The following is a 13,804-nucleotide window of genomic DNA, read 5'->3' as shown; positions in this document are numbered from 1 at the left end:
CTGATAAAAAAACGATTGAGAATATACTTTTTTTAGGTTTTTTAAATTCTATGTATATGTTAATAATGGCACCAATTGCAACTACAGTAAAGATAACGAGTCTTATTACATCTATCATAAATAACGCTCCTTTTAATTACTTAATTGTATTATATAGGAATTGTCCTTTCGATTAGTTTATTTGAATACGATTTAAGGTAATTTTAAACAAACTAATCATTTATACAAAAGTAAGGTTAAGAAAAAAGACAGCGTAAGAAGTAATAGTATATCTTGTAGAAGCTGATGTTGACCAAATAAATTAGGGTTATTATCTATGCGGAAAAGTATAATTAATATTTATATATACTCACTTTAGGTACTTTTACAACTTAAATAATAAAACATGCTTTTCATAATGATCCAAACACCAATTATATTTTTCTAGAATAATTGGATGAACAACTTCTTTCGGAGTATCGACCTCAGTATAGCCATATTTCTTATAAAAGTTTTTTAATTCCTCAAAAGGAAGACAATATACATTTGGAACTTGTAATTTCTTCGCAGTTTCTACTAAAAATGAAACAAGATCCCCAGCTAATTGTAGCCCTCTAAATTGAGGAAGAATATAAATTCCACCCATTTCTAAAGTATCTTCATCTATTTGGACTAATCGTCCAACACCTGCATACTCATTGTTGTATGTAATAATTGCAACTTTGTCTCTTTTTAAATCACTTCGTACAAATCCTATTGAGTCATATTGATTATTAATCCATTCTAAATCATTAGATGTAGCCATTTGGATACTCATAGACATCCTCCTTCGGAATACTAGCACTATCTTTATTATATAAAACATAAGATGCTATATCAAAAGAACCTTGATATAGCACATTTGCAAAATTTATTAGTTGAAGTTGTAGATTTGCTGGTATTGAAATGATAATTTCAACTAAAAGAGGATAAGAACCTTGTGAATTTAGTGTAAAACTAGTTCTTGTGTTTGGTAACGCATTATTATTTAAGCGTATAGAGTTTATAGGCTTATTTTAATTGGTGTAGCTACTATATTATTGGAACTAGTAAGGAAATATAATAATCCCCAGCCTGAGTGATAAAAATCGTATTAGGATTTAGCAAAAAAAACCTCCTGAAAAAGAAAAGGGATTTAAAAATAAGAGCACTTCGAAAAGTGCCCTTCAGTAACGACTACTCATTCTAAAAAGAAAGGATGCAATATATCATATGAAGTTAAGTGTATTTAATTATGGGCCTTTTATATAAAAGTTTTATTTTGTATTTTGTTCCGAATAAAAAGGCGGTTGTTTCCGCAACCACCTTTCAGTAAAATAAAGCACTTTTTATGAAATAAATTATGGATGATCCCTAAAAAAGGTTATAGGATATACTCACATTTTTATAACTAAAGTGACGAGTTCAGGTTATAAGAAAGGAACAATTATATTGTATGAAATCTATTCCAGAGTAGTCGCAAAGAAAGCTGTCTTCTTATTTGAAGGCAGCTTTCTTTTATTAGAAAAAGAAGTAGAAGTAAAATAAAAGATTAAGTTACTTGTCCAAACAAATCTTTAAAAAATACATAAAATGCTAATAGTTAGTCAATATTTTAATATTGCTAACTTTTAAGACTAAAAGGGGTGATTTTATGTGTGAATGTGAAGTTTGTAGAAGAAAGAAAAACCGAGATCCATTAAATCGGGATTGTGAGCCGAAAAAACGAGCTCCTAAGCTAAAAAAAGAGGATTGTGAACCAAAAAAAGAGGATTGTGAACCAAAAAAAGAGGATTGTGAACCAAAAAAAGAGGATTGTGAGCCAAAAAAAGAGGATTGTGAGCCAAAAAAAGAGGATTGTGAACCAAAAAAAGAGGATTGTGAACCAAAAAAAGAGGATTGTGAGCCAAAAAAAGAGGATTGTGAGCCAAAAAAAGAAGATTGCGAATCATTAAATTATTATTCGTTTAGTAAAAATACAAATTTTTTAGAGGAAGCTATACAAACAGATAAAATCGATCAAATTTCTGAGGAATATATTGAAATAGTTGATTCAGCAGATGTACAAGTTACTACTACAGATACAAAAGCTGCGCTATCTATCCAAGCGGCATTACAAGCAGCTATTGTGGTTGTAGTAAGTATTTCTATAGCAGATAGTGAAAAGGCAGATAAAATAACACAAGAATTATTTCAAAAATCAGCTATTAAACAAATTAATAGACAAAAAACATTTATAAAAAATTCCAGAAACGTAACCGTAACAACGACTGATACAGATATTGCAGTGAATATTCAAATTCTCCTTCAAATTTTATTAGCTTTATTAGTTAAACTAAACATTTTATAAAGTGTCTATCCTATTGATATTTAGCTATAAGTTTTCACTCTAAGTAAACGTTTTTTGTTGTAACATATGGTACAAGCTTGGACTTCTTATTATGACTGAATTAATATTCAAGATAAATGAAAAAGCAAGTGTGGAAAACTACAAATAAAGTTGAAATACATTATTTAACAGTAAATGAAACTTATATTTATGTGAAGTGAAGGAAAGAAAGCTGACTTCTTATTAGAAGCCAGCTTTTTGAAGTTATTAGTAAAAAGAAGTGGAAAATAGAAGATTAAGTTACTTGTCCAAGCAATTTTTATTAAATTACATATAATGCTCTTAGTTATTTGAAATTTTTATAGAAAATTGATTGGAGTGAATATTGTAAATGGATGATTTAAACAAATTTTCTTCCTTTAAGTTTGATAAGGATCAAAAGAATATAATTATAGACCTTTTACTCTCAGATATTTTTAATAGGCATGGGATAAATGAAGAAAAACTAAAAAATTTATCGCCAGAAAAAAAGCAGCAAATTAAAAGTATTGTTTCTGAAATACAATCACAAGTTAATAATTATTTAGATTGAAAGGGGGTGAACGTATGGACAAAACATGTCATTCAGATGAAAATAAAAAATGGAGTGCATTAGATTACTCAAATCCTCATCCATCTTTTAAAAATGCTAGTGTTTCAGAAGCAGCTGCGCAAGAAAGTAAAACTTACCAAATTTCTGAAGAATCAATTACAATTGTCGATTCAGCAGATGTAGAAGTTACTACTACAGATACAAAAGCTGCGTTATCTATTCAAGCGGCATTACAAGCAGCTATCGTGGTTATAATAAGTATTTCTATAGCAGATAGTGAAAAAGCTGATCGTGTTGCACAAGAATTGTTTCAAAAATCATCTATTAAACAAATTAATAAACAAGAAACTGTTATTAGAAATTCTAGAAATGTTACAGTTACGACTACTGATACAGACATAGCAGTAAATGTTCAAATTCTTCTCCAAATTTTATTAGCGTTACTAGTTAAATTGAATATTTTATAAAGTGTTTAACTTGTTTTTTATCTAGTGATTCTTTTACTGTTTTAATTATAGTACAGGCTATAAATATTAATCATAACTGGACTAATATTTAACATCGCTAAAATAATAATGAGAGCAATGTGATGGAAAATGAAGTTTGGTTATTTTATGAAAATTTAAAAGCCATTTCCTTTATTGGATTTGGCTTTTAAATTTTAAACAGTATGAATTTGAAAAGATTATATTAAGATAAAGAATTAAAATATAATGATACAAAATACTTATAAAATTATTCGTGTTTTAGAAAAATAATAAGAAAAAGGTGTTTAAAATAGAATCATTTGTATTAACAGTTCAAGTTTTGAAGAATAGTGCATACAATATAAAGTGTTTTCCTTTCTTCATTTAAGTTTTACGTATATAATTTAAAGGTACTATTTTTATTTTATTATTTTATATTTATAACAGAATAGAGGTTTAAAAATGGGTGTTAAAATCATTACGGATAGTGCGGCGGATTTACCAGTAGAATTGCTGCAAGCATATGATATTGATTTAATTCCACTCCGTGTTTATGATGAATCAGAAACAGAGTATTTAGATGGAGTAACATTAGAGTCAGTTACATTATTGCAAAAAATGAGAGAAGGCGCTGTTTATAGAACGTCATTGCCTTCACTTGAAACTTTCCAAGAAAAATTTGTTTCTTATGCAAAAGAAGGTAATCCTTGTATATATTTAGCTTTTTCATCTGAACTGTCTGGTACATATCAATCATCAGTTCTCATTAAAGAGGAAGTAAAAGAAACATATGCTAACTTAGATTTAGAAATTATTGATACGAAATGTGCTTCGCTTGGTCAAGGTCTTGTTGTTTTAGAAGCTGCTAAAATGGCGAAAGACGGCGCATCAAAAGAAGATATTTTAAAACGTGTTGATTTTCTAATGAACCATATGGAACATATCTTCACTGTAGCTGACTTACAGTACTTAGTGAGAGGTGGACGTTTAAGTAAAGTCGCAGGATTTATCGGTGGTTTACTAAACATTAAACCGATCTTAAACGTGGAAGAAGGAAAACTTGTACCACTTGAAAAGGTAAGAGGGAAAAAGAAAGTACTTGGCCGAATTGTCGATATAATGGAAGAGCGTGGAAAAAAACTTAAAGGTCAAACAATCGGTATAACTCATGGTGACGATTTAGAAACAGCTGAAGCATTAAAAGCATTAATTACAGAAAGATTTGGCTGTGAAGTATTTATCGTAAATACAATTGGTGCAGCAATCGGAGCACATACAGGACCTGGCGTTATAACGTTGTTTTTCTTAAATGAAGTAGAGTAAAGGATTGATCATTTGATCAATCCTTTTTTAATCTAATTTATCCCGCTTTAACGGGCAGTAAGACCCCCACCTCAAAATTCAGCGGAAACAAAGAAGTTAGGTGGGGGATGAACAAAACCCCCACTGATTAAAGTTTCACTTTATATGTAATTATTTATTAACTTTCTCTTTAAAAGGTAAGAAGGTAGATAGGAAAGTGATAATCGCTAGTCCAAAGCCGAATCGTTCAGTTTGATCAATTACTAAGTCGTTTTTCCACTGAAAAATGAAAGAAGCGAATATTAAAAGTAAAGCAGCGCCTCCAACATATCTTACTATTTTTCGTGAAGATGCATCTTTAAGTCTTACAAACATGTGTATCATCCTTTCGTATTTATTAAATAATTCGACAAACTAATTTCTAGGATTTGATATTAATAATCCGTCTATTAAATTTATTTGATTTTCTTGTTTACAATAGATATCTTCTATCTACTAGACAAATGTAATGAACTATAACTATCTTAAATGAATAATAATAGTTTACATGTAGTTAAATCCTTTTCATTAAGTTTATCGTAATTCAAGTATATGACTCTGTCTTTGTTAATAACAAGTAGTAAAATCTCATGAAAAAAATGGACGAAAAACCCAAATTTTAACCATAAAATTTAACAAGCCATCTAGAAATAATCATAGTATGAATGTAAAATTAAAATGCGTGAGACATTTTTTTACATTTGTGAAATTATACATTTTCTTAATATGAAAGATTAAGAAATGCATAATGGCTGATTTGGTAAAAAGTAAGAAATGGTTAAGCAGGGAGAGTAGAAAGATGGAAATAGGGGAACGTATTCGCTATGTTCGAATGCATAAAGGATTAACACAGGGGGAGCTCGTATCAGGAATATGTTCAATAACATATTTAAGTAGAATAGAAAGTGGAAAAATAAAACCGTCATCTTCTTTTATAAAAAAAGTTTCTAAGAAGTTAGATGTAGATAGCGATTATCTTATAAATGGAAATTATGAGGAAATAAAGATTACTATTTTTAATATATGTAATAAATATAAAAAAGATAAAAGTATTACAGAAGCTGACTTATCTTTGTTAGAATTATACGTTCGTGAAGTACACCATATACCTTTATTACTAAAGGTATATGGTGTACTTATATACTATCATGCCCGGCAAAAAAATATGTTATATGTGAAGTCGCTTATAGTTCAAGCTTCGCAAATGATACCAAGTCAGGTTGAAATGCAAGATCCTGAAGATTATATTTATTATTTAAAAGCTCGAGGTTTATATTTTTATAATAAACAAGACTACAGTGCTGCTCATGATATATATGTACAGGCTGAGAGTTTACTTGGAGCAGAAGAAACTGAACAACATGGTCATATATACTATAATTTATGTCATGTATATAAGGAGCTTTATAAAGATAAAAGTATTAGTCGTTTGTATGCCTTAAAAGCTTACAACATATACAGAAAAAATGGTATGCAGAAGAACGTAGTAAATACACTTTTAATGCTTGCAATATTGTATATTATGGATGAATTATATGAAAAGGCACTTGAAATTTTACAGCAAGTAGAAAATAGTTTGGCTATTAATGGTGAGTCAAAGTATTTACCTGTAATTTCTTATGATTACGGGAAAATTTATCAAGGTTTGAAAGACTATGCGAATGCCATTAAATACTACGAAAAAACTTTGGAATTAAGTGAATTTTTATCACAGAAAGATCAAAAAGTATATGCGTTACGAAACATGTTGGAGGTTTACATAGAACTTAAAGATTGGGAAAATGTTAATAAGGTTATGAATGAAGCATTTCATTTTTTATCAATTTATGATGTACCAATTGCACATGTTCAACTATATGGTTTGAAAGCTAAAGTATTCAAAATACGTGGGGATTATTATGAATATGAGAAAAATATGCAAAAGGCAATTGAAGTGGGAGTAGAAAAAAACCAACATCGTTTAGTTGCTGAATTATCCTATGAATTAGGTAACTTTTATAATGAAAATCGCTCTTATAAATTATCTGCGAAATATTTTAAAATATCAGCTGAAAATAAAATGGATTTATAAAGAAGTTTAGTTAAAAGTTCTTATAAATTGTAAAGGGTTATCCAAAAGAGTAGAGTATTTTATACTTTTTGGATAACCTCTTTTATTGCTATTCTATAATTACCGGTCGATATGGTATTGGTGAAGATAAAATCATAGAAGTTTTAACTGTTCCAAATGGTATAACAATATCAATCAATTCCTCTAATTCCTTCATAGAGTGAACTGCCACTTTTAAGTAATAGCTACTTTCACCTGTTACTCGGTGGCATTCAAGAATCCTTTGTTCTTCGTATATTTTCTCCTCAAATTTTTTGCATGGAATCTTTAAGTTTTCGATTCTTAAAAATGCTTGAATTGATTTTCCAATTATATCAAGTGATATTCGAGCTGTATACTTTTCAATTATTCCTGCATCTTGTAATCTTTTTAGTCTTTCTGTGACACTAGGGCGGCTGAGGTGCAGGTGATCAGTCATTTCTGTAATTGTCATTCTGGCATCCTCTTGTAATAAAAGGGTTATTTTTTTATCGATTTCATCCATGAATTATGCTCCTTTACAAAATTGAAAGTAAATTTCTGAAATAAATACACAATATAAAATCTTATATTAAATTACATACACTTTTGTATATTGAATAGACTGATAAGTTCCTATAATTAAAATATAAATGGAGGTGTATGTAATGTCTAATCATTTTAATGAAACAATTTCTATTAAAAAAGGGACAGCTTTATACGTCGGAGCGGTTTTAGGATCAGGAATTCTTATATTACCTGGTATGACAGCAAGTGTAGCAGAAGGGAATGCAATTGTTTCGTGGCTTTTTATGATTTCACTTAGTATTCCACTTGCATTCACATTTGCTTTTTTATCAATTGAATATCCAAGTGCTGGTGGAATTGCTACTTTTTCAGAGAAAGCTTTCGGCAAAAATATAGGCGCCATTATAGGTTGGTCTTTTTTTATTGCAGGTAGTGTTGGGCAAATTGTTGTCTCAATGACTGGTGGAATGTATATAGTGAGAGTATTTGCTTTATCATCATATTTTTCTTACGTTATAGCGCTTATTATTTTAAGTATTTCAATCGGTTTCAATTTATATGGGTTAAAAATGAGTGGAGTGTTTCAAGTATGTATAGGTGTATTAACTTTCTTTATTTTGCTAATAACAATTATTAGCTCACTACCTTATATTGAAATAAAAAATATAAATGTACATATTTCTATGCATGAAATAAATCCAATTTTAGAGGCATCTTTATTAATTTTTTGGTCTTTTTTCGGCTGGGAAGCTATTGCAAGTTTAGCTCCTGAATTTAAATCACCTAGAAAAAGAAATATTATTTTATCTACGGGATTTGCGATTGTTATTATTGGAGTTTTATATATAGGTATTGCATTATCAGTAATTGGAACGAAATCTTATTATATCAATGCTGATAATACTACAGCTCTTGTGCTTGTAATCAAGCAAACATTAGGTGCCCAATTTGCGTGGATAATTGGATTTGTAGCTTTTATCATTTGTTTAGGGACGACAAATGCATTTATTGCAAGTATGGGGCGCTTAGGTTATTCACTAGGGAAAGAAGAAATTGCACCTCGTTATTTAGCACATATTAATGAAAAAAGAGAAAACCCAACAAATGCAGTAAAAGTGGTAGGTTGTATTGCAATAATTGGTTTGCTAATAAGTTTCGTTTTTCAAATTAGTATAGAGAACATCGTATTAATACCAAACTCATTAGGAATTATTACATATATAGTCGGTGCTGCGGCTGGAATGAAATTAATAAAAAACAAGTTAGGAAAAGTTTTTTCTGTAGTAGCTTTTACATGTTGCATAGTGGTTTATCCTTTTATTGGGGGAGTAATACTTATTCCATTGGCAGTATCATTCATATGTTTATGCTATTTGCGGTTTCGTAACAGAAGATAAATAAGAATGAGATTATAGAAATCTAAATATTTAAAGATATTAAAATTTTTTCGTTTCATATATAATTGTGAAGGGGGAATATTTGTAACTATTTGTAAAAAAGGGGGCGGCTATAAAATGCATGAAATTGCTAAGTGGGATTTAGATTCATTGTATTCGAATGAAGATATCCTAACTCCAATATTGGAGTTAAAAGAACAATTTTTTGTAACAAAAGATATAGGGATTCTTTCAAATCTTATACAAGCTATTGAAAAAGCAGAATACTATTTGTACTGTCGATTGACTGAAGAAAGTGTTTCATCTGACATTACTAGATTAACTATGAAAGTAAAGGAACTAAAAAGTGAAGTGCAGCAAGTCATACAGCAAAGTAAAGTGGAAATTACTGATAATACTAGGCTAATAAAAGATGAACTACATGCGTGGGAAAATATGTACATACAATTAAGGAATAGGATAGAAATAGAGCACAATAATAAGCAATTATCATTTGGACAAGCAAATCATGTTGCAATGAATAGTGATAATGAAAAGGAAAGACTAGAAGTATTCGAGTCATTAATATGTGCTTTGCATAAGGAGAAAGAAATTTTTGCTACTGTATTAAATCAAATAGGAAGATTGCGTAATACAAAGGGTAATGAATTAGAAGATAGAGAGATTTTAGCAAGGTCCCTTCATGCGAATGGTATTTCAGAAACTGTATTATTACAAATATGGAATGCGACAGAAGAAAACCTAGATAAATTAGTAAGTGCTTTAAACGTGTATAAGAAAGGTAGAGCTTCGATTACATGGCATGAACTTATGACAGTAAAGGAGAATAATGAGGTTAGTATTCCTTTTTCAGTAGCAGTACAAAACATATACGATGCATTAAAAAATATAGATGAAGAATTAGCAGAATTTGCACGTCATGCGATAGAAAGTGGTTGGGTAGATGCAGAACCGAGAGAGAATAAACCCCCAGGTGGATTTTGTGCTCCTTTTTTCAGTGAAAAAGAATCTCGAATCTCTATGCGTTATGACGGAAGTATCGATAGTGTAAGGATACTTGCCCACGAACTAGGACATGCTTGGCATTTTTATAATATGAGTTTTGAGCAATCCTCTTCTTTTTTAGATGATTATTTGCCAATGAGTACAGCTGAATCAGCGTCTATTTTCTTTGAAACATTGCTTATAAATTATCTAATTCAAACAACAGATAGTATAGATATAAAAAAGTCATTGCTTAGCTGGAAAATAAGAAACTGTTTTAATTATATAATGGCAATTCGAGCATCGTTCGAATTTGAGAAGAACTTTTATGAAAAATGTAAAGTAAGTCCTTTAAGTGCTGATCAAATCGAGAAATTATCTATAGTAGCGCAAGAAAAAGCATATGGAAATTCATTATCAGAATATCAGCCGTTTGTTTGGATGAAATATGTTCAGTTTTATTTAGCAGATGTTCCTTTTTATAATTATCCATACACATTTGGGTATTTAGCTAGTTTTAGTTTATTAGAAATAGCTAAAGAAAGGAAAAGTACTTTTCACTTGAAATATAAAGAGTTTTTACGAGAAACAGGAAAAAATTCAGTGGAAGAACTTATGAAAAAACATTTTGAAATAAATATAACAAGCTATGAATTTTGGGATAAAGCTTTTAAACAAATTTCTAAAGATATTGATGAATATTTGCAACTTATGTAAGGGGAGAGTAAAGTGAATCACCAACTTATAAAGGGAATACCTTTTTCAACTTTAGAATATGCACAAGTTATAAGTTTATTAAAAGGTTGGCTACATGAAAAACAAGAGAAACCAAGATTTGTAGTAACTGCAAATCCTGAAATTGTGATGTCTGCAAAGGAAAGCACGGCTAAATCTAAACAGTTTAAAAAGATGTTACTATCTGCGGATTTAATAACAGCGGATGGAATTGGTGTCATAATTGGCTCGAAAATATTAAAAGGAACGCTGAAAGAACGCGTCACTGGGGCAGATATCACTCACGATTTAATAAAATATTGTAACGATAATAGATACCGCGTCTTTCTTTTTGGAGCTGCTCCAGAAAGTAATAAAAAGGCATTAGAAAAATTAAATGAGCAGTTCCCGGGAGCACAGTTTAAAGGACAGCATGGATTTGTAAATGGTGAGGAAATAGAAGAAGTAAAAATGAAAATAAAGCAATTCAAGCCGCACTTACTGCTAGTAGGACTAGGTTCACCAAAACAAGAAGAATTCATCTATGAAAACATACAAACATTAAACATTCCACTATCTATAGGTATCGGAGGTATGATCGATATAATATCTGGTACTGTAAAAAGAGCACCAAAAATTATGAGGGATACAGGAACTGAATGGCTGTATAGGTTACTTTCGCAGCCGAAAAGATTTAAGAGACAACTTGTACTTCCGAAATTTTTAATTTCAGTTTTGGTAGAGAGAATGAAAAGAACAGCAAGTTAAGAAAGGACAAAAAAGATGATAGAGTCGTTATCTAATGAAAAAGCTAATATGATATTACAAGAGCTGCAAGTAGAGTGCGAATCTTTATTTGAATTTAAAATACAAAAAGTAATTCCAATTCATCGTGGTTGGTTAAACTTAAAGTGGAAACTCGAAACGGATGTAGGGAACTTTGTATTAAAGCAATATAATAAAGAACGATATAAGTTATATGACCCATTGACTTTATTGCAAGCATTACAACAACAGCAAAGATTACATAATAATGGTGTAAGATGCCCAAAATTGTTAACTTATAAAAATAATGTAATGCATATATCAAAAACTGATGAAAGATTTATAGTATTAGAACATAAAGAAGGTAATCTAGTCTCACCAGGAAAGGTGAATGAAAAGGAAATCCACTCTCTTGGTCAGACGATAGGTCATATGCATAAATTATTAAATGACGGCACTTTAATAGAAGGAGATATCCCTAAATTCGTTCCGCCTACTAAAGAGGAACGGTTGACACATTGGGAAGAGAAAAGGAGAGAAGCAGAGAGGCTAGGAAAAGAGCACATTCTTCCTTATATAAATTTACAACAAGAGGCAACACAATTGGTAAATGTAGATCAATTTTATAATAGTAAAAAGGGATGGGTGCACCGTGATCTATGGGTAGATAATTTCTTATTTCATAACGATAAGGTTTCGGCAATTCTTGATTTTGATCGTCTGGATTATGATTATGTGAAATTGGATATTGGACGTGCGGTTATATCTTGTTCCTTACATGATGGGGTTTTAAATAAGAGTCTTGTTGCATCATTTTTAGAAGGGTACCGCAATGAATTAGACTTTCCAGTAGGGAATATTGTTCGGGCAATTCAAATGCTTTGGTATATGGAGAGTACATGGTGGATTCATGCCAATATGGATCAGCATAGTGTACCACCTTCACGTTTCGCGGATGAAATGAATTGGATAGCTAAAAATTACGGTGCATTACATAGTATATTGGCAGATTTATAAGAAAAGGGAGATTACATATATGAACACAATCGGCATTATCGGAGCAATGCAAATTGAAATAGACTTACTTTTAGAAAAATTAGTTGTACAAGAAGAACAAACAATCGCAGGAATGCCTTTTTACGTTGGGGAATTCATGGGAACAGAAATAATTGTTACAAGATGTGGTGTAGGGAAAGTTAATGCAGCCGCATGTACGCAAACGTTAATTCATAAATTTGATGTAGATGCTATCATCAATACAGGTGTTGCTGGCGGGCTACATCCAGATGTAAAAGTTGGCGATATAGTTATTTCAACGAATGTAACTCATCATGATGTAAGTAAGACTCAAATGAAAAACTTATTCCCGTTCCAAGAGGAGTTTTACGCAAGTAAGAAATTAATGGAGTTAGCACGTACTGCATGCAATAGTAGTAGTTTACATATTGGAGTTCATGAAGGGAGAATCGTAAGCGGTGAATGTTTTGTTGAAGATTCAAACCTAAAAGCGAAATTAATAGATGAATATGCACCGCATTGTACAGAAATGGAAGGTGCAGCAATTGGACATGTTGCCTACATAAATGAAGTACCGTTTCTCGTAATGCGATGTATTTCTGACAGTGCAGACGATGAAGCACAAATTTCTTATGATGACTTCGCGAAAACGGCCGCAAACTATTGTTCAGAAATTATCGTTGAGATGCTGAAAAATATATCAAGTAAAACTGTATTATAATTCAAAAGGAGAGAATGAAATGTTACAAGCATTAATTTTTGATATGGACGGAACGTTATTTCAAACAGATAAAATTTTAGAATTATCGTTAGATGATACATTTGATCACTTAAGATCCCTTCAATTATGGGATACGGTAACGCCTATTGATAAATACCGTGAAATAATGGGTGTACCTTTACCGAAAGTTTGGGAAGCTTTATTACCGGATCATTCTCTTGAAATAAGAGAACAAACAGATGCATATTTTTTAGAAAGATTAATTGAAAACATTAAGAGCGGAAAAGGTGCTTTATATCCGAATGTAAAAGAAATTTTTACATATATAACAGAAAATAATTGTTCAATTTATATTGCTAGTAATGGTTTAACTGAATATTTACAAGCAATCGTATCTTATTATGAGTTAGATCAATGGGTTACTGAAACGTTTAGTATTGAACAAATAAACTCACTTAATAAAAGCGACTTAGTAAAAAGTATTTTGAACAAATATGATATAAAAGAAGCAGCTGTAGTCGGGGATCGTTTATCTGATATAAACGCAGCTAAAGATAATGGCTTGATTGCGATTGGATGTAATTTTGATTTTGCACAAGAAGATGAACTTGCCCAAGCTGATATAGTAATAGATGATTTACTGGAGTTGAAGGGGATATTGCCTGCTATACAGAGATAATGAAGTTGTTTAAATTACAATATAATCATTCTAAAAATAATAAAGTCGTTTAAAAATCTTTCTTCCATTAACGGAGTAAATTGCTTAGTGGGGAATTAAAATAAGTACTTGTGGCTTCTGAAGAAATGGAAAAAGAAAGATGTTAAATACAAAGTAGACTCTGTTATACAGAGGTAGAGATAGTGGTATTCATTTGTGATGGATT

12 protein-coding genes and 1 pseudogene are annotated in these 13,804 nt (G+C 30.6%); 10 read left to right on the top strand and 3 right to left on the bottom strand.

What is annotated here, in order from left to right:
• Positions 1 to 364 precede the first annotated feature (364 nt).
• On the bottom strand, positions 365 to 796 hold the full coding sequence (locus tag PQF83_RS08375) for a GNAT family N-acetyltransferase (protein WP_000027225.1): 432 nt from the start codon (positions 794 to 796) through the stop codon (positions 365 to 367).
• A gap of 855 nt (positions 797 to 1,651) precedes the next feature.
• Here PQF83_RS08375 and PQF83_RS08370 point away from each other — a divergent pair.
• The 4 genes from PQF83_RS08370 to PQF83_RS08355 all read left to right on the top strand — a co-directional run bounded on the left by PQF83_RS08370 (position 1,652) and on the right by PQF83_RS08355 (position 4,708).
• A complete protein-coding gene (locus PQF83_RS08370) occupies positions 1,652 to 2,347 on the top strand; it encodes a spore coat protein (protein WP_196240803.1) in 696 nt (231 codons plus the stop codon).
• Between the two features lie 370 nt (positions 2,348 to 2,717).
• A complete protein-coding gene (locus tag PQF83_RS08365; RefSeq protein ID WP_000342253.1) occupies positions 2,718 to 2,918 on the top strand; it encodes a spore coat protein W in 201 nt (66 codons plus the stop codon).
• Positions 2,919 to 2,932: 14 nt separating this feature from the next.
• A complete protein-coding gene (locus PQF83_RS08360) occupies positions 2,933 to 3,385 on the top strand; it encodes a spore coat protein (RefSeq protein ID WP_000361679.1) in 453 nt (150 codons plus the stop codon).
• Between the two features lie 462 nt (positions 3,386 to 3,847).
• The gene (locus PQF83_RS08355; RefSeq protein WP_000538296.1) at positions 3,848 to 4,708 is read left to right on the top strand and encodes a DegV family protein; all 861 of its coding nucleotides are present in this window, start codon (positions 3,848 to 3,850) and stop codon (positions 4,706 to 4,708) included.
• A gap of 150 nt (positions 4,709 to 4,858) precedes the next feature.
• Here the strand turns inward: PQF83_RS08355 and PQF83_RS08350 are convergent, their stop codons facing one another.
• The gene (locus tag PQF83_RS08350; protein WP_000498065.1) at positions 4,859 to 5,062 is read right to left on the bottom strand and encodes a hypothetical protein; all 204 of its coding nucleotides are present in this window, start codon (positions 5,060 to 5,062) and stop codon (positions 4,859 to 4,861) included.
• A 463-nt stretch (positions 5,063 to 5,525) separates the two neighbouring features.
• On the opposite strand from PQF83_RS08350, the gene PQF83_RS08345 reads away from it, so the two are divergent.
• Entirely contained in the window at positions 5,526 to 6,797 is a 1,272-nt protein-coding gene (locus PQF83_RS08345) for a helix-turn-helix domain-containing protein (protein ID WP_000402339.1), read from the top strand.
• Between the two features lie 88 nt (positions 6,798 to 6,885).
• Here PQF83_RS08345 and PQF83_RS08340 read toward each other — a convergent pair whose 3' ends face one another.
• Complete coding sequence (locus tag PQF83_RS08340) at positions 6,886 to 7,320, bottom strand: Lrp/AsnC family transcriptional regulator (protein WP_000343324.1); 435 nt, start codon at positions 7,318 to 7,320, stop codon at positions 6,886 to 6,888.
• A 142-nt stretch (positions 7,321 to 7,462) separates the two neighbouring features.
• Here PQF83_RS08340 and PQF83_RS08335 point away from each other — a divergent pair, with 142 nt between their 5' ends.
• The 5 genes and pseudogenes from PQF83_RS08335 to PQF83_RS28490 all read left to right on the top strand — a co-directional run bounded on the left by PQF83_RS08335 (position 7,463) and on the right by PQF83_RS28490 (position 13,599).
• A complete protein-coding gene (locus PQF83_RS08335; RefSeq protein WP_000064913.1) occupies positions 7,463 to 8,719 on the top strand; it encodes an APC family permease in 1,257 nt (418 codons plus the stop codon).
• A gap of 117 nt (positions 8,720 to 8,836) precedes the next feature.
• Positions 8,837 to 10,420: a M3 family metallopeptidase gene (locus PQF83_RS08330; protein ID WP_000544310.1), complete on the top strand. Its 1,584-nt coding sequence runs from the start codon at positions 8,837 to 8,839 to the stop codon at positions 10,418 to 10,420.
• Positions 10,421 to 10,432: 12 nt separating this feature from the next.
• A complete protein-coding gene (locus PQF83_RS08325; protein WP_001016402.1) occupies positions 10,433 to 11,185 on the top strand; it encodes a WecB/TagA/CpsF family glycosyltransferase in 753 nt (250 codons plus the stop codon).
• A gap of 15 nt (positions 11,186 to 11,200) precedes the next feature.
• A complete protein-coding gene (locus PQF83_RS08320) occupies positions 11,201 to 12,199 on the top strand; it encodes a phosphotransferase (protein ID WP_000573043.1) in 999 nt (332 codons plus the stop codon).
• Positions 12,200 to 12,218: 19 nt separating this feature from the next.
• Positions 12,219 to 13,599, top strand: a pseudogene (locus PQF83_RS28490) (5'-methylthioadenosine/adenosylhomocysteine nucleosidase).
• The last annotated feature ends 205 nt before the right edge of the window (positions 13,600 to 13,804 follow it).

This window comes from Bacillus sp. FF-1 (assembly GCF_028548245.1).
In the GTDB taxonomy this organism is placed as follows: Bacteria; Bacillota; Bacilli; order Bacillales; family Bacillaceae_G; genus Bacillus_A; species Bacillus_A paranthracis.
The sequence above is the reverse complement of the archived record's forward strand: the minus strand, read 5'-3'. Positions and strand labels throughout refer to the sequence as shown.